Below are 16,268 nucleotides of genomic sequence, written 5' to 3' on the forward strand. Positions count from 1 at the left end.
TCTGAGCTGCGTTGACATCCGTTTGACGTCACGTCGGGCATCAGAGTAGGCGAAGAAGTAACGTTTTGGACAACATGGGTGATTTTGGTGGTTTGAATCTCATCTGCCGGGGAAAAGCAACCACCCCCATCAGGGGCGGCGTCTCGACCCGGTCCGTCCGCCGGGACCGCCCGCGGGGAGGGGCCTCCCGCCGTGGGCCGGAACCGCCCGTCCCCGGGCACGCCTCAGACGGGGACGAGCGCGCCCGCCAACAGGAGCACGGACACGAGGGCGGCCACGGCCCCGACCGCCACCAGGTAGTGGCGGGGCCGGGTGGTGCCGGGCATCCACGCCAGGACCGCGAGCACGGCGACCAGGGCCGTGGCCCCGATCGGCAGTAGCAGCCGCCAGGCGCGGTCGAGGGAGTCCAGCGGCAGGTAGGGGTTGGCGCCGTACAGCGCCAGCACCAGGGCCGGAAGGCCGATCACCGCGGCTCCGGCCCCGACGGCCAGGGTGAACCGCTCCTGTGCCTCGGCCCCCTGCGCCACCGCGAAGCTCGACATGCCGCCCAGCAGTGCCTGGAGCCGGTCCGACTCCTCGGCCAGTTCGCGCTCCATCGCCTCGCAGTGCTGTACGCCCGCGCGCAGCCGCGCCTCCCAGGCGGGCGCGCCGTCCGCCCCCGTGACCAGGCCGTCCCGCACGCGCAGGTAGGCCTCCTTGTCCCACCTCCAGACACACAGCACCTCGCGGTGGTCCTCCAGAGCCTGGTCGCGCGCCCGGCCGACGGCGGACGAGAGCTCGATGGTCGCCGCGAGCAGGGTGCGCAGCTGCCCGTCAGTCCGCCCGGCGAGGTGGTCGGCCATGCGCTGCTCCAGCTCGTAGCGCAGCTCCCGCAGCCGCAGCACCTCGTTGCGCGAGGACTCGGCGAACGCCTTCACCATGGCCACCGCCCTGGAACGCGTGTCCCCGACGATGCCGTGGGCGGGTTCGTCCAGCGAGGCCACGAGTTCGCCGTCGGGGCTTCCGGCGGCGGGCCGCTCCTGGCGCCAGCCGCTGCTCTCCGCCCACACGGCCTGCACGGCCAGGGCGACCACGGGCGCCTCGCCCCGCTCGGTGCGCACTCGGAACCGGCCGACCACGACCCGCCGCCGACCGCGGGGGCCGATCACCCTCAGCAGCGGTGCGGTGAGGGCCACCCTGGAGTCCCCGGGGCCGGACCCCGCCAGCTCGGGGGCGTCTCCGTGGACGACCCGCGCCTCGATCCCGTATCCCTCTCTGCGGGGGATGCCCGCGAGCACCGTTCGCCGGCCGTTGATGGATTCCATGGGAGAAGAGGGTAGTGACCCGTTCCGGCGGCCCTCGTTCCACCCAGGGAGGAACATCCGGCCACGGGAGCCCGACGATGGATGGGGCCCGCGCCGTCCGCGCTCAGGCTCCGGGCGGCGCCGTGGACTCGCGCACGACCAGCCCGGGAGGGGCGATCGCGGGCACGTCGGCCGGCACCCCGTCCAGCGCGGCCACGAGCGTCAGCGCGGCGGCCCGCCCGAGCCCCACCAGGTCGTGGCCGACCGTGGTCAGCCGAGGCTGTACGAGCGCGCCCAGGGGCAGGCCGTCGTGGCCGACGACGGACAGGTCCCGGGGCACCTCCAGCCCCCGCCTGCGCGCGGCGCTGATCCCGGCGATCGCCATCATGTCGTTGGCGAACAGGATCGCGGTGGGCCGCTCGGCCGCCGACAGCGCCTCGTCGGTGGCCGCGGCCGCCCCCTCGGTGGTGAAGTCGGGGACCGTCAGCACGACGGCGGACAGCCCGTGCCGCCGCACCTGCTCCTCCACGATCCGGCGGCGGAACCCGGTGTGCACGCGGTCCTCGGGGCCGCACACGTAGGCCACCCGCCGGTGCCCCAGCGAGGCCAGGTGCCGGACCGCCTCGACCAGCCCCCGCTCCTGGTCGGGGGCGAGCACCGAGGCGACCGGGTCGTCGCGCCAGGGCATGCCGATCAGCACCGAGGGGAGCCCGAGCCTCCGCAGCAGGTCGAACCGGGGGTCGCGGACCAGGCTCTCGGTGAGGATGACTCCGTCCACCCGGCGCTCCTCGGCCAGACGCCGGTAGGCGCGCCGTTCGGCGTCCTCCTCCTCGCCCACGATGTGCAGCAGCAGACCGTAGTCCAGGGGGGCGAGTTCGCGCTCGATGCCCGAGATCAGCACGCCGAAGTGCGGGTCGTAGGACAGCAGGTCGGGGGAGCGGCGCGAGACCATGCCGATGGCCCGGGTGCGGGCCCCGCGCAGGGCCACGGCCGCGGCCGAGGGCGACCACTGGAGCTTCTCCACGGCGTCGAGGACCCGCCGGCGGGTGGGCTCGGCGATGCGGCCCTTGTTGTTGACCACCTTCGACACGGCCGAGACCGACACCCCCGCCAGCGCGGCGACGTCGGAGATCGTGGGGCGGCCGGTGGACCCGCGGACGGCCGTCATGGCGCCTTCCGACCGGACGGGGCGCCGGGGGCTTGCTCGCGCACCAGTGCCGCTCCCTTCGCTGTGGCGGGCTTCCCCGCGCTCGCGCCGCCGCTCCCGGGTGTCGCGGGCATGGCGGGGGCGGGGCACGGACAGGTCGCCCGTGGGTGTGTGGAGGGCTTCCCGACGCGTGCCGGGGAGTCCTCGGGAAAACGATGAACCCGAACGTTTCGGCGGACCCTACCGCAGTGAGAGAGGTTTTTCCAGGTCTCGACACCCTAGTGGGAAAACGATATATCTACGACGTCAGGCACAGCGCGGGGAGTTGGCGGCACAGCGCGGCGCGACTCCGCCGGGCTCACCAGGGCCCCGGTCCGCGGGGGCGCGCCACCGTCCGGCCGCCCCCGCGGACCGGTTACGCCGGGTGTCGCGGTACACCCCCACCCACGAGGAAGCACCCATGAGGATCACCTCCGCCGACGTCATCGTGACGTGCCCGGGACGCAACTACGTCACCCTCAAGATCACCACCGAGGACGGGACCACCGGCCTCGGCGACGCCACCCTGAACGGCCGCGAACTCTCCGTCGCCTCCTACCTGCGCGACCACGTCTGCCCGCTGCTCGTGGGCCGCGACTCCGGACGTATCAACGACATCTGGCAGTACCTGTACCGCGGCGCCTACTGGCGGCGCGGCCCCGTCACCATGACCGCGATCGCCGCCGTGGACTGCGCCCTGTGGGACATCCTCGGCAAGCGGGTCGGCAAGCCCGTCCACCAGTTGCTCGGCGGAGCCGCGCGCGACGGCGTCATGGTCTACGGCCACGCCAGCGGCCAGTCCGTGGACGACCTCCTGGACTCGGTCGGCGGCTTCCTGGACCAGGGGTACCGGGCGGTGCGTGTGCAGGCCGCCGTCCCGGGCCTGGAGAGCACCTACGGGCTGCACCACCCCGGCACCGGCCACACCTACGAGCCCGCCGACGCGGCGATGCCCACCGACAACGTCTGGCACACCCCCGCCTACCTGGACTTCGCGCCCGAGATGATGAAGGCGGTCCGGGAGAGGTTCGGCTACGGCTTCCACCTGCTGCACGACGTGCACCACCGGCTCTCCCCGTTGGAGGCCGCCCAGCTGGGCAGGTCGCTGGAGCCCTACCGCATGTTCTGGATCGAGGACCCCACCCCGGCCGAGGACCAGGAGGCGTTCCGCACGATCCGCCAGCACACCACCACCCCGCTGGCGGTGGGGGAGGTCTTCAACACGATCTGGGACTGCCAGCACCTGATCACCGAGCGGCTCATCGACTACATCCGCATGTCGGTCTCGCACAGCGGGGGCATCACGCACCTGCGGCGGATCTTCGACCTGGCCGACCTGTACGGGGTGCGCACCGGCTCGCACGGCGCGGGCGACCTGTCGCCGGTGTCGTTCGCCGCGGCCCTGCACCTGGACCTGACCGTGCCCAACTTCGGCATCCAGGAGTACATGGGGCACCTGGAGCCCGCCAGCGAGGTGTTCCGGACCTCCTACACCTTCGCGGACGGCTACATGCACCCGGGCGACGCGCCGGGTCTGGGGGTGGAGATCGACGAGGAGGCCGCGGCCCGCTACCCCTACGAGGCCCGGTACCTGCCGGTCAACCGCAGGCTCGACGGCTCGATGCACGACTGGTGAGGCGTCCGCCCCGGCCAGGTGGGACCCGGTCCCGTCCTTCGGACCGGCCTCGGCTCGCGGGGGTCCGGTCCGGGCGCGCACGGGCCCTCCCCGCCTGCGCCCGGCGCCGCCCGCCGTCCGGCAGCCGTGCTGCGCCTGAACGGCGCGTTCCGGCACCGTGACGCCACGCCGGGGCGGGCGCGCGGGGGACGCGCGCCCGCCCCGGCGGGGAAGGGGCGTCTAGGACGCGACGCCGCTGAGCTCGTTGGGCTCGGCGTCCAGGGTCACCGAGGCCGTGACCTCACCGGACTCCAGGTCCAGGGCGTGGACCTGCTTCGTGGCGGGGTCGCTCACGTAGGCGGTCGCGCCGCGCACGAACAGCGCCGGGCGGGGCTGCTGCCACTCCAGCGGCTCCTGCCACTCGTCCATGACCTCGATGCTGTCCACGACCTCGCCCGCCTCGGGGTCGATCACGTGCAGGCTGCCGTCGGTGCCCAGGACCAGGGCCTCCCCCTCGGGGCCGCGGCCCAGGGAGCGGAAGGTGTAGCTGGCGGGCAGGTCCACCAGGGTCAGGTCGCCCGCGGCGGTGTCCACGAGCGCGACCCGCTCGGGACGCTCCAGCTCGGCGTCGGGGTCGGTCTTGTAGTCGCCCAGCACGATCGGCGACTCCTCGCTCCCGGCCTGGTTGCCGATGCGCCCGTACTCGTCGGGGCTGTCCACCTTGGTGAACCCGCCGTCCTGGTAGACCAGGACGCCGTCCTCGCAGCCGATGACGACCGCCTCGCCCTCGGCGGTGGTCTCGCCGTGCACGCCCGGGCACTCCTCGCTGCGGGCGACCTCCTCGCCGGAGGCGTCCAGGACGACGGCGCCGACGCGCTCCTCCTCGTCGCCCAGGGTCAGCAGCATCTCGCCGTCGGCCAGCTCCACGGCCACGCCGTGGTGGGCCTCCTCCGCGTTGGTCACGTCGGTCTCGGGCAGGCCGTCGCCGAGGGAGTCGGTGTCGAAGGCGGTGATCTCGCCGCTGCCGTCGGCGAACAGCACGGTCCGGCCCGCGTGCCGGACGACGTGCCCGGGGGTGTCGGCGGGGAAGAGGGTGTCGGTCAGCTCCGCGCCGGCCGCGTCCAGGACCTGGAAGCCCTCCGAGGTGGAGACCAGCACGTGCCGGTCGTCGCCCGCCGGGTTGATCCGGTTGAACCCCTCCAGGGCGATGTCCTGGACGACCTCCAGGGTCTGGCCGTCCAGGACGTACAGGCCGCCGTCGTAGGTGGTGACGACCGGGTTGTCCACCACGGCCTGCGCGGCGGCCCGCTCCTCGCCGCCCTGCTCCTGCGGGGCCTCCTCGCCGGTTCCGCAGGCGGTCAGCAGCAGTCCTGCGGACAGCAGCACGGGCAGCGCCGCCCGTGCCGGGAACCGCGTCGTCGCGTTGTTCGTCGGGGTGTTCACGTTTCTCTCTTTCGGGGTGGAAGGGTCCGCTGCGGGCGGGGGGAGGTGCCGCCGCGGTCGTGCCGGGACTGCGGCCCGGTCACTCGCCACGCAGTCCGGTGGCGATGGCCTCGGTGTTGGAGCGCATCATCTCCAGGTAGGTGGCCGCGCCCCCGCCCTCCTCGCTGAGCGACTCGGAGAACAGGGGGACGACCTCGATGTGCACGCCCGCCTCCTCCGCCATGGCCGTGGCCAGGCGGTCGGGCTGGGAGGAGTCGGCGAAGACGGCCTCGACGCCCGCCGCGCTCACGGCGTCGGCCAGGGACTTGAGGTCGGAGCTGCTGGGCGAGGCCAGGGTGGTGCCGCTGGGGATCACGGCGCCCACGACCTCGAACCCGTAGCGTTCGGCGAGGTAGCCGAAGACGTGGTGGTTGGTCACCAGGTTGCGGTCCTCCTCCGGGATCGCGGCGAACTCCTCGGCCATCCACGCGTCCAGCTCCTCCAGCTGTGCGGTGTAGGCCTCGGCGTTGGCGCGCACGGCCTCGGCGTCCACGCCGTCCACCTCGGCGACCACGTGTTCGGCGATCAGCTCCACGGCCCGGACGACCCGCCGGGGGTCGGTCCAGAAGTGCGGGTCGGGCTCGCCCTCGTCCTCGTTGTCCGCGGCGTCCCCGCCGGGGGAGAAGGCCAGGGGGTCCACCTGGGCGCCGACCTCCAGGGCGGGTATCCCGGCCTCCTCGGCGGCGGCGACGTTGCGCAGCACGCCCTCCTCCAGGCCGAGCCCGTTGTAGACCACGAGCGCCGCGTTCTCCACGAGCGCGGCCTCCCGAGCGGAGATGCCGAAGGAGTGCGGGTCCGCGTTGGGCTTCATCAGGACGGTGACCTCGGCCTCCTCGCCCACGACCTCCCGCGTGAGGTCGCCCAGGATGTTGGTGGTCACCACGATCCCCTCGCCCCCGTCCTCCTGCGAGGAGCAGGAGGCCGTGCCGAGCAGGACCGCCCCGGCCAGGGCGGACGCGGTCGCGGCGCGCAGGAGCGCCTTCGGAGCCGTCACGGCGGTCACCATCCCGTCTCGACCATGAGGTGCGGCGCGATGCCCGGGTCGAGGGTGCGCGCCACGCGCAGGTCGTCGTTGTAGTCGATCTCGTGCACCACACCGCGCCCGGTGTCGTTGACGTAGGCGCGGCTGGTGTCCGCGCGGATGACGGGGGCGTGCGCGGTGTCGGTGCCGTCGAGCAGGTCGGCGGAGGCCAGTTCCCCACCCGAGGCCGGGTCCAGGGAGTGCAGGGTCCCGTCGCCGGTCAGGGCCAGGACGGGGGTGCCCTCGCCGACGGCCGTCGCGGTCACGGCGCCCTCCAGTTCCAGCGCGGTCCAGCCGGGTTCGGCCAGGTCCAGGACCCACAGGTCGCCGCCGGTCGAGACCGAGGCCAGGGTCGCCGAACCGGGGCGGTGCCCGAACTCCTCGACCCGCTCATCGGAGCCGCCGGGGTAGTCCACCAAGTCGCCGGAGAGCTCCCCGTCCTCCTCGGTGACGTGCAGGGCGCCCTCGGCGCAGCCGATGACGGCTCCGCGCCGGGTGACGGCCTGGCCCAGGGGGTCGGTGCAGGCGGCGTCGAGCGCGGCGACGGGGGAGCCGTCCCGGTCGAGCACCTCGACCTCGCCCCCGGAGCCGCCCCCGGCCACCAGGAGGTGTTCGGCGAAGGGCAGGACCACCGCGGCGCCGTCGGGGAGGGCCGCGGCCTCCTCGACCGACCCCTCCTCCAGCGCGGCCCGGTCGAGCACGGCGGCGCCGTCCGGCGCGGACAGCGCGGTCAGGGCGGTGTCGGAGGCGACCCGGCCCGCGGCCAGGCCCTCCACCGTGCCCGCGAGTCCGACACCGGTCCGGTAGTAGTGCTTGTGGTCCCCGTGGTCGACGGTCCACGCCCCGCTGTCCACCACGGTGGTCATCCGGTGGTCGGATGAGTACAGGTACGCGAAGCGGCCGTCCCCGGCGATGCCGTCGAGGCCCTCCACGGGGTCGAGTTCCGTCGTCTCCTCGGTGATCAGGTCGAGCACCCGGACGTCTCCGCTGGCCGGGTCGGCGACTACGAGGCGGGACTGGGGCTCGGCGGTCTCCTCGGCGCCCTCGACGTAGCCGTGCGGGACCTCCTCCTCCGGCTGCTGCTCCGTGCCGTCCTGCGCGGCGCCGCAGCCGGTCAGCAGGACGAGGGCGGACAGTCCGGCCGCGCCCAGCGCGCCGGTGCGGTGTTCACGCCTCATGTGTCATCGGCCTCTCCATCTGTACGGGGTGGTCGGGGGTCGGGTCGGGGGAGCCGCGCCCGCGGGAGCGCGCGGCCGCCGCGAGCGCGGAGGCGAAGAAGAACGCAGTGGCCGTGGCGGCGATCGTGGCCCCGGCCGCCGTCTCCCAGTGCCAGGAGGCGAGCAGGCCGAGGAAGGTCGCGGCGCTGCCCAGCACGGCCGCGCCGAGCATGATCGCGGGCACGCTGCGCGCCCACAGGGCCGCGGCCGCCGGGGGCGCGATGAGCAGCCCGAACACCAGCAGCGTGCCCACCACGTGGAACGAGGCGACCACGGCCAGGGTGACCAGGCCGAGCAGGACGCCGTGGGCGGCCCGGGGCGCCAGCCCCAGGGTGGCGGCCTTGCGCGGGTCGAAGGCCAGGGCGAGGAACGCCCGGTGCCCCGCGACGGCGACGACCAGGGCCGCGGCCAGTGCCAGGCCCAGGTGGACCAGGTCCTGTTCGCGCACCGCCAGGACGTCCCCGAACAGGAAGCCCGTGAGGTCGACCGCGAAGGAGGACGAGTGCGAGACCAGGATCACGCCGAGTGAGAGCATCCCGACGAAGAGCAGTCCGATGCTCGTGTCCTGGGACAGCCGGGACGAGCGGCCCAGCGCGGTGACGCCCGCGGCCATCGCGCCCGCGGCCAGGGCCGCGCCCAGCATGAGGTTCTGGCCCAGCAGGGACGCCAGGGCCACCCCGGGCAGCATCCCGTGCGACATCGCGTCGCCGAGGAAGGCCATGCCGCGCAGCACCACCCAGGTCCCGGCGACGGCGCAGATGAGGGAGACCAGAATGCCTCCCCACAGCGCACGCTGCACGAACACGACCCCGAACGGGTCGAACAGAGCTTCCATAGTGGGACACTGTATAACGATAACCATTGTCATTTGCACATCGGGGTGAGCGTGAGGAACGGGATGAACCGTCTGGAACTGGACGGTGTGTACGCCGGATACGGGCGCGAGGACGTCCTGCGGGGCGTCGACGCGGCGGTCCCGGAGGGCGCGGTCACGGCGCTCGTGGGGCCCAACGGGTCGGGCAAGTCCACGCTGCTCGGCCTCATGGCGGGCACGGTCAGGGTCCGCCGGGGCGGGGTCCGGGCCTCGCGTCCGGCCCGCCCCGCCTTCGTGGTCCAGCGCAGCGCGGTCCCCGACGCCCTGCCGGTCACCGTGCGCGAGGCCGTCGCGATGGGGAGGTGGGCCCACCGGGGGTTCTGGCGGCCGCTGACCCGGCGCGACCGCGCCGTGGTCGCGGAGTGCCTGGACCGACTGGACGTCGCCGACCTGGCCGAACGCCGCCTCGGGGAGCTGTCGGGCGGTCAGCGCCAGCGGGTGCTCATCGCCCAGGGCCTGGCGCAGGAGGCGGACCTGCTCCTGCTGGACGAGCCCTCGGCCGGGCTGGACCACCGTGCGCGCGAGTACGTGCGCCGCGTCCTGGAGCGGGCCCGCGCCGACGGGGTCACCGTCGTGCACGCCACCCACGCCCCCGACGAGGCCTTCGACGCCGACCACTGCCTGGTGCTCGCGGGCGGGCGGATCGCGGCCTCGGGACCGCCGGAGGAGGCCGCTCGGGCCTGGGAGGGCGCGCGGGGAGCCGGGTTCCGTTAGGGGACCGGGCGGACGCGGCCGGGTGGCAGCGGGAAGGCGTCACCCCGGGCCATGGGGGCAGGGGCTCCGGGACGCGGCCGGGGGCGGGTGAGGACACCGCCCGGGAACGGGCGGTCGCGGTCCGGGGCGGTGGATCGCGCAGGCGGCGCCTTCCCTAGGCTGGCCGGGTGCTCGTACGGAACCGTTGGGCCGTCCTCTCGGTCAGCATGGTGGCGCAGGTGGCCAGTGTGTCGGCGATGTTCGGCGTGCCCGTCGTGCTGCCGCAGCTGAGGGAGGCCTTCGGCGTCACCACCGCGCAGGCCGGGATGCTGGCCGGTCTGCCCTCGCTCGGCCTGCTGCTCACGCTCCTGGTGTGGGGCCTGGTGATCGACCGGTTCGGGGAGCGGCCGACGATGGCGCTGAGCCTGGTGCTCACGGCGTGCGCGCTCGGCCTGCTCTGGGCGGTCTCGGGGCTGTGGGGGGCCGTCGCGGTCCTGCTGCTGGTGGGCGCGGTCGGCGGCCCGGTCAACGCGGCGAGCGGACGGCTGGTGCTGTCGTGGTTCTCCGAGCGCGAACGCGGACTGGCCATGGGCGTCCGCCAGTCGGCGCTGCCCCTGGGCGTTGGCCTCTCCGCCCTGGCGCTGCCCTGGGCCGCCGGTGCCTGGGGGTTCGTCGGCGCGATGACCCTCCCGGCGGTGCTCGCGCTCCTGGCGGTCCCGTTCGTGCTGGCGATGCCCGCCTCCGCTCCCGGGCGGCCCCCGGCACCGGGGGCCGCCGGGGACACCGCGGCCGGGGACACCGCGAGCGCGGATGCCGCTGACGACGCCGCGCGCACCGAGGCCCCCGCGGGCGAGGACGCCGCTGACACCAGCGGCGGCGCCGCGCGCCCCGCGGCCGGGTCGCCCTACCGGCACGGGCACATCTGGCGGGTGCACGGGGTGAGCATGCTGCTCGGCGTCCCGCAGATCGCGCTGATGACTTACGCCGTCATCTACCTGGTGCAGGAACAGGGGTGGAGCCCGCCCGCCGCGGGCGCGGTCGTCGCGGTGGCGCAGGTGCCCGGGGCGGCCGGGCGGCTGCTGCTGGGCGTCTGGTCCGACCGGACCGGGGACCGGATGCGCCCGGTGCGGTGGCTGGCGGTGGTCTCGGGGGTCTGCCTGGTGCTGCTCGCGGCGCTGCCGGGGGCCTGGGCGTGGACGGCCGTACCGCTGCTCCTGGCCTGCCTGGTCCTGACGATGTGGCACAACGGCCTGACCTTCACCGCCGTCGCCGAGACGGCGGGAACCCCATGGGCGGGGCGGGCCCTGGCCGCGCAGAACTGGCTCCAGGCGGTCAGCACGACCCTGACGCCGGTGCTCATGGCGGCGGTGATCACCCTCGCGGGCCTGCCCTCCGTCTTCGCGGTGAGCGCGCTCTTCTCCGCCGCGGCCGTCGCCGTGGTCCCGGTGGCGCGGGGGCGTCAAGAGAAATGGGGTGTTTGACCGGTTTGTGGCCACTGAGGGCTTGATCATGACGCGTTCATCACATAAGTTCGCTTCCGGCACAGACGTTCGACATTCGTACGATCACTCTCCGTGATGGGGGCTGCTCTCGACAGGGTGGAACACCCCGCCCAGCCCGGTTCCCGGCAACCCCGGGAGGATCCCGGACCGGCAGGAGCGGCCCCGGCGTCGGCGCCCCCACCGCGACAAGGCAGAACACGAAGCGGGATCCATGACGCGCACCAGTCCCCTGACCTCGTTCCTCGACTACGAGAGGAGCATCGCGCCACCCGGCCACAGCCGGTGGCTCATCCCGCCCGCGGCCCTGGCGGTACACCTGTCCATCGGCCAGGTGTACGCGTTCAGCGTCTTCCGCAACCCGCTGGTCGAGCGGTTCGACACCTCGCTGACCGCGATCGGTGTCATCTTCAGCATCGCCATCGTCATGCTCGGCCTGTCGGCCGCGTTCGGCGGCAAGTGGGTGGAGCGCAACGGCCCGCGCAAGGCGATGTTCGTCTCCGGCCTGTTCTGGTCCGGCGGGTTCGCGGTCGCCGCGCTCGGCGTGGCGATCGGCCAGCTCTGGCTGGTCTACCTCGGCTACGGCTTCCTCGGCGGGCTCGGTCTGGGCATCGGCTACATCTCGCCGGTCTCCACCCTCATCAAGTGGTTCCCCGACCGGCCCGGCCTGGCCACGGGCATCGCGATCATGGGCTTCGGCGGCGGCGCGCTCATCGCCTCGCCGCTGTCCTCCGAACTCCTCAACCGCTACGCCGACACCCCCGCGGACGCCATCGCGCCCGCGTTCCTCACCCTGGGCGCGGTCTACTTCGTGGTCATGATGCTGGGCGCCTTCACCGTGCGCGTCCCCCCGGCCGGCTGGCGGCCCCCGGGGGCCGCCGCCGAGGAGCCGAAGGGCGCCTCCGCCGGCGTGTCCCCGGCGCTGGAGGGGGTGTCGGTGGAGACCGCCGTGCGCACCCCGCAGTTCTGGCTCCTGTGGACCGTGCTCTTCTGCAACGTCACGGCGGGGATCGGGATCCTTGAGCAGGCCTCGCCCATGGTGCAGGAGTTCTTCACCGGGGTCGGCCCGGCCGAGGCGGCGGGTTACGTCGGCTTCCTCTCCCTGTGCAACATGCTCGGGCGGCTCGTGTGGTCCTCGGCCTCCGACGCGATCGGCCGCAAGCGCGTCTACATCGGCTACCTCGGCCTGGGCGGGCTCCTCTACCTGCTGATCGCCGTCGCCGGAACCAGTTCGATCGTGCTGTTCGTGGCGCTGACCGGCATCATCCTGTCCTTCTACGGCGGCGGCTTCTCCACGGTGCCCGCCTACCTGAAGGACCTGTTCGGCACCTTCAACGTGGGCGCCGTCCACGGCAGGCTCCTCACCGCCTGGTCGCTGGCCGGGGTCGCCGGGCCGATGATCGTCAACGTCATCGCCGACGCCCAGCTGGCCGCCGGACGCGACGGGGCCGAGCTCTACGGGCTCTCCCTCTACGTCATGGTCGGCGTCATGGCCGTGGGCTTCCTCGCGAACATGCTGGTCCGGCCCCTGCCCGAGCGGGTCCACCAGCGCGACCGCGAACGCGTCGCCGGGCGGAGCTGAGCCCGGATCCGGGGGCGGGGCCGCGACGGGCCCCGCCCCCCGAAACCCCACACACGCCTCACCGGTCACCGATGAAGGGCCACACATGTCAGGCAACCGGACCACCAACGCCTCCGCCGTCACCGCGATCCTGCTGTGGGTGATCGTGCTCGCCGCCCTGGCCTACGGGGTGGCGCAGACCGCGGTGGACGCCGCGGCGCTCTTCGCCTCCTGAGGGCCGACGCCGCCCGCCCGTTCCCACCAGGCGGTACACCGCCGCATCGGCGCGCCCGCCGCCCCGCCCCAGGGGGAAGCGCTGGGCGCGCCGAGGACAACCCGCTCGACCACGGGCCATCCCCCGCCGCCGGGGCTCGGGGGATCCGCCGGTCCTCGGCGGCCTGCGCCGTTACCTCGACGGCCCCGGAAGGGCCTTCCGGAGAGGCCCCGAACGGGCGACCCGCCTCAGGCCCCGCCCGCGCTCTCGCCCTTGGCCCAAGCGGTGACCAGCCTCTGGGCGTCGGGTCGGCGCGGCATGGCCACGATGAGCAGGTCGTTCTCGCGGATCCGGGTGTGCGCCGAGGGCACCAGCACCCGCTTGCCCCGCAGGATCGTGGTGACCAGGCCGTGCGGCGGTTCCAGTTCCCCGAGCCGCCTGCCCACGATGTGGAGCCCCGGCGCCGCGCGCACCTCGATCAGCTCGGTGCCCAGGTCGCTGATGGGCACGTCCGCCACCACGGGTTCGAGCGAGTGCCCGCCCCGGGTCAGCCCCAGCAGGCCCGCGGCGGTGCGGATGCTGGTGCCCTGCACCGCCGCGGAGACCAGCACGACGAAGAAGACGATGTCGAAGACCAGGGCGCCGTCGGGGTACCCGGCCACGAAGGGGAACGTGGCCAGCACGATCGGCACGGCCCCGCGCAGCCCCACCCAGCTGACGAAGGCGATCTCCCGCCACGTGTAGTCGAACCACACCAGGCACAGAGCCACCGTCACCGGTCGGGCCACCAGCACCAGGACGGCGCTGACGGCCAGCCCCGAGAGCGCCACCCCCGGCAGGTCGGAGGGGAAGACCAGCATCCCCAGCAGCAGGAACAGCCCCACCTCGGCGGTGCTGGAAAGCCCCTCGTGGAAGGTCCGGATGCCCCGCCGGCGCAGGGGAGCGCGGGCGCCCACGACCAGCCCGGTGACGTAGACCGCCAGGAAGCCCGAGGCGCCCGCCAGCGCCGCGGCGCCGTAGGAGACCCCGGCCACGCCCAGCGCCAGCACCGGGTAGACCCCCGCCGGTCCCAGGTTGATCCGGGTCAGCAGCCAGCTTCCGGCCAGCCCCGCCACGGCGCCCACGGCCAGGCCCCCGACCAGCTGCATGAGGGCGAACAGCGCCCACTCGGCCGACGACGGCGTGTCCCGCCAGGTGGCGATGAGTCCGATGGTGAGCAGGATGGCGATCGGGTCGTTGGCGCCGGACTCCACCTCCAGCAGGGAGGCGACCTTGCGGGGCAGCGGGGCCCTCCGTAGCATGGCGAACACCGCCGCGGCGTCGGTGGGGGCCACGACCGCGCCGATGAGCAGGGCGGTCAGGGGGCGCACGTCCAGCAGCAGGTACGTGCCCGCCGCCAGGATCAGCGCCGTGCCCGCCACCGCCACCGTGGCCAGCGCGAACCCGGGCGCGGCGGCGCGCCGCAGGTCCCCGGGCTTGGTCGTCAGGCCGCCCTCGAAGAGGATGAGGATCAGTCCGACGGTCCCGCCGATCTGGGCGATCTCGGGGTTGTCCAGGCGGATCAGCCCGAGCCCGTCGTCGGCGATGAACATGCCCAGCGCCAGGAACAGCAGCAGGCCGGGCAGCCGGATGCGGTTGGCGAAGCCCGAGGCCAGGATCGCCGCCACCAGCAGGAGCCCGGCCGCCAGGATCCACCCGTCGGCGGGCAGGTGCACTGTCATGGTCCCCCCGTCGTCGGCTCCGGGACGCGGTGGAGGGGGGAGTGCCGATGGCCGCCGGTGGTGAGGACGGCACCGCACGGGCCCCCGCCCGCTCCATCACCCGGTTCCTGGTGCCCCTGGACGGCACCGCCGGTGCGGCGGCCGCCCTGGGCCCCGCGCTGCGCGCCGCCCGCGTCCTGCGGGTCCCCCTGGAACTGCTGACCGTGCGCGACCGCGTGAACCGCGCGTGGGCCGAGGACGTCGACGCGGTCGCCGCGGGCCTGGACTACGACCGCGTCGAGGTGTCCATGGTCGGCTCCGGCTGGCCGGGGGACGTGATCGTCGACGCGGTCGCCGAGCAGCCCGGAACGGTCGTGTGCATGGCCACCCACGACCGGGACCGGTTCTCACGCCTGGTGGCGGGCAGCGTCACCGGACACGTGTTGCGCCAGGCCGCAGCCCCGGTGCTCATGATAGGTCCCGGATACCTGTGTGACGAGGGAGGCGGGGCCGGTGGCCGCGCCCTCGTGTGCCTGGACGGCGGTTCCCGCGACGCCGACACCCTCGCCCTGGGACAGGGGTGGGCCCGCCAGCTCGGACTGGAGGTGGAGCTGGTGCACGTGGCCTCGCCCGGCGGGGCGGCCGTGGCCGAGGCGCGGCTGTCGGGGGCCGCGCGGAGGCTGGAGGCGGACGGCCTGGCGGTGCGGACGACCGTGCTGACCGGCGCCGACCCGGCGGGCGACATCACCGGGCTGCTCCACCGCCGCCCCGGCGCCCTGGCGGTGCTCGCCAGCCGCGCCCGGGCGGGGATTCCCAAACTCGTCCTGGGCAGCGTCAGCTCGCGGATCCTCGCGGTCAGCCCCCGCCCCGTCCTCCTCACGCGCTCCTCCTGAGACGGGCACCCGGCGGGCTGGCCGGAAGCGTTACCGGTGTTCCCCGAGGGGTCCTGGCCCCGGTGGTCTCGTACCCGTGGCTGGTCCCGGCCGCCCGACCCCGCCGCGAGGTGCGAGGTCGCGGTGTGTCAGTCCGCGGCCAGAGTCTGGCGGTAGTGCGCGATGAGCGCCTCGTCGGGACCGGCCTGCGTCCGCTCCGCGCGTCCGTCCAGCACGGCGGCGAGCGCGCGCAGGCACAGGTCCCACCCGGCCGCGGTGTTGGCCGTCCAGGCCGGGTCGGCGACGGTGTTGGACAGGCGCAGCACGCACCCGTCGCCGTCCTCCTCCAGGGTCCAGCGCAGGTCCTCGCCGTCCCAGTGGAAGGCCAGGACGTGCGGCGGCGCGAACTCGGTGATCGGCGCGGTCTCCGGTTCCTCTCCGGGGAAGGTGAACGTGAGCGCGCCGCCCTCGCGCGCGTCGATCGCCACCCGGCAGGGGAACCACCGGCTGAGCGCCTCGTCGGTGGTCAGCGCGGCCCAGACGGTCGGCAGCGGGTGCGGGTAGCGGCGGGTGAAGCGCAGTACGGGTGCGCCCGGCGTGCTCGTGTCGACGCGGACCTCGGTGCTCATGGCTGCCGCCCCTCCTGTGGATGCGTGGAGTCCAGGTAGTCGCCCAGTTCGTCCAGCCGGTCCGTCCAGAACGCCCGGTAGGGGCGCAGCCAGTCGTCCAGGTCGCGCAGCGCCTCGGCCCGCAGGCGGTAGCGCCGCCCCTGCCGCTCGGCGGTCTCGGAGACCAGTCCGGCGGTGCGCAGCACGCGCAGGTGCTTGGAGACGTTGGGCTGGCTCATGCCCAGTCCGGCGACCAGCTCCTTGACGAGCAGGCCCTCGCCGCGGCGCAGCGCGTCCAGGATGCGGCGCCTGCTGGGCTCGGCCAGGACGGCGAACAGATCGGGCATACACCGAGTATGCCTATACGGTTATATAACTGTCAAGACATAAAGGGCGGGGTGCGTGCTCCAGGTGGTGGCGGATGTCCAGGTCCCCCGCCCGCT

15 protein-coding genes are annotated in these 16,268 nt (G+C 74.1%); 6 read left to right on the forward strand and 9 right to left on the reverse strand.

Translation table 11 applies throughout. From position 1 onward, the window contains the following. Positions 1-224: 224 nt before the first annotated feature. The gene (locus NDAS_RS05800; RefSeq protein ID WP_013152208.1) at positions 225-1,304 is read right to left on the reverse strand and encodes a hypothetical protein; all 1,080 of its coding nucleotides are present in this window, start codon (positions 1,302-1,304) and stop codon (positions 225-227) included. Between the two features lie 103 nt (positions 1,305-1,407). Next, the gene (locus NDAS_RS05805; RefSeq protein WP_013152209.1) at positions 1,408-2,451 is read right to left on the reverse strand and encodes a LacI family DNA-binding transcriptional regulator; all 1,044 of its coding nucleotides are present in this window, start codon (positions 2,449-2,451) and stop codon (positions 1,408-1,410) included. 439 nt (positions 2,452-2,890) lie between these two features. Between NDAS_RS05805 and manD the strand changes: the two genes are divergently transcribed. Continuing rightward, positions 2,891-4,105: a D-mannonate dehydratase ManD gene (gene manD, locus NDAS_RS05810; protein ID WP_013152210.1), complete on the forward strand. Its 1,215-nt coding sequence runs from the start codon at positions 2,891-2,893 to the stop codon at positions 4,103-4,105. Between the two features lie 219 nt (positions 4,106-4,324). Here manD and aztD read toward each other — a convergent pair whose 3' ends face one another. The 4 genes from aztD to aztB form a co-directional block, all read right to left on the reverse strand. Continuing rightward, entirely contained in the window at positions 4,325-5,527 is a 1,203-nt protein-coding gene (aztD, locus tag NDAS_RS05815) for a zinc metallochaperone AztD (RefSeq protein ID WP_013152211.1), read from the reverse strand. A gap of 79 nt (positions 5,528-5,606) precedes the next feature. Next, positions 5,607-6,572, reverse strand: a complete 966-nt coding sequence (gene aztC / locus NDAS_RS05820; RefSeq protein WP_013152212.1) for a zinc ABC transporter substrate-binding protein AztC — start codon at positions 6,570-6,572, stop codon at positions 5,607-5,609. Continuing rightward, on the reverse strand, positions 6,566-7,765 hold the full coding sequence (locus tag NDAS_RS05825; RefSeq protein WP_013152213.1) for a hypothetical protein: 1,200 nt from the start codon (positions 7,763-7,765) through the stop codon (positions 6,566-6,568). The genes aztC and NDAS_RS05825 overlap by 7 nt, the downstream gene beginning before the upstream one ends. Next, positions 7,755-8,639: a zinc ABC transporter permease AztB gene (gene aztB, locus NDAS_RS05830; RefSeq protein ID WP_013152214.1), complete on the reverse strand. Its 885-nt coding sequence runs from the start codon at positions 8,637-8,639 to the stop codon at positions 7,755-7,757. The genes NDAS_RS05825 and aztB overlap by 11 nt, the downstream gene beginning before the upstream one ends. A gap of 63 nt (positions 8,640-8,702) precedes the next feature. Here aztB and aztA point away from each other — a divergent pair, with 63 nt between their 5' ends. The 4 genes from aztA to NDAS_RS29525 all read left to right on the forward strand — a co-directional run bounded on the left by aztA (position 8,703) and on the right by NDAS_RS29525 (position 12,666). Further along, positions 8,703-9,392 (forward strand): zinc ABC transporter ATP-binding protein AztA, encoded by a 690-nt coding sequence (gene aztA, locus NDAS_RS05835; RefSeq protein WP_013152215.1) that lies wholly within the window; start codon positions 8,703-8,705, stop codon positions 9,390-9,392. Between the two features lie 167 nt (positions 9,393-9,559). Further along, the gene (locus NDAS_RS05840; RefSeq protein WP_041552435.1) at positions 9,560-10,852 is read left to right on the forward strand and encodes an MFS transporter; all 1,293 of its coding nucleotides are present in this window, start codon (positions 9,560-9,562) and stop codon (positions 10,850-10,852) included. 232 nt (positions 10,853-11,084) lie between these two features. Beyond that, positions 11,085-12,452: an L-lactate MFS transporter gene (locus tag NDAS_RS05845; protein ID WP_013152217.1), complete on the forward strand. Its 1,368-nt coding sequence runs from the start codon at positions 11,085-11,087 to the stop codon at positions 12,450-12,452. 85 nt (positions 12,453-12,537) lie between these two features. Then, entirely contained in the window at positions 12,538-12,666 is a 129-nt protein-coding gene (locus tag NDAS_RS29525) for an MFS transporter small subunit (RefSeq protein WP_013152218.1), read from the forward strand. Positions 12,667-12,893: 227 nt separating this feature from the next. Here the strand turns inward: NDAS_RS29525 and NDAS_RS05850 are convergent, their stop codons facing one another. After that, positions 12,894-14,366: a potassium/proton antiporter gene (locus NDAS_RS05850; protein ID WP_013152219.1), complete on the reverse strand. Its 1,473-nt coding sequence runs from the start codon at positions 14,364-14,366 to the stop codon at positions 12,894-12,896. A gap of 47 nt (positions 14,367-14,413) precedes the next feature. Here NDAS_RS05850 and NDAS_RS05855 point away from each other — a divergent pair, with 47 nt between their 5' ends. Beyond that, the gene (locus NDAS_RS05855) at positions 14,414-15,238 is read left to right on the forward strand and encodes a universal stress protein (RefSeq protein WP_013152220.1); all 825 of its coding nucleotides are present in this window, start codon (positions 14,414-14,416) and stop codon (positions 15,236-15,238) included. A gap of 128 nt (positions 15,239-15,366) precedes the next feature. On the opposite strand, the gene NDAS_RS05860 is transcribed toward NDAS_RS05855, so the two are convergent. Together NDAS_RS05860 and NDAS_RS05865 are read right to left on the reverse strand one after the other, a co-directional pair. Next, complete coding sequence (locus NDAS_RS05860; protein WP_013152221.1) at positions 15,367-15,846, reverse strand: SRPBCC family protein; 480 nt, start codon at positions 15,844-15,846, stop codon at positions 15,367-15,369. Next, on the reverse strand, positions 15,843-16,172 hold the full coding sequence (locus NDAS_RS05865) for an ArsR/SmtB family transcription factor (protein ID WP_013152222.1): 330 nt from the start codon (positions 16,170-16,172) through the stop codon (positions 15,843-15,845). The genes NDAS_RS05860 and NDAS_RS05865 overlap by 4 nt, the downstream gene beginning before the upstream one ends. Positions 16,173-16,268 lie beyond the last annotated feature (96 nt).

Origin of the sequence: Nocardiopsis dassonvillei subsp. dassonvillei DSM 43111 (genome assembly GCF_000092985.1) — a bacterium.
GTDB lineage: Bacteria > Actinomycetota > Actinomycetes > Streptosporangiales > Streptosporangiaceae > Nocardiopsis > Nocardiopsis dassonvillei.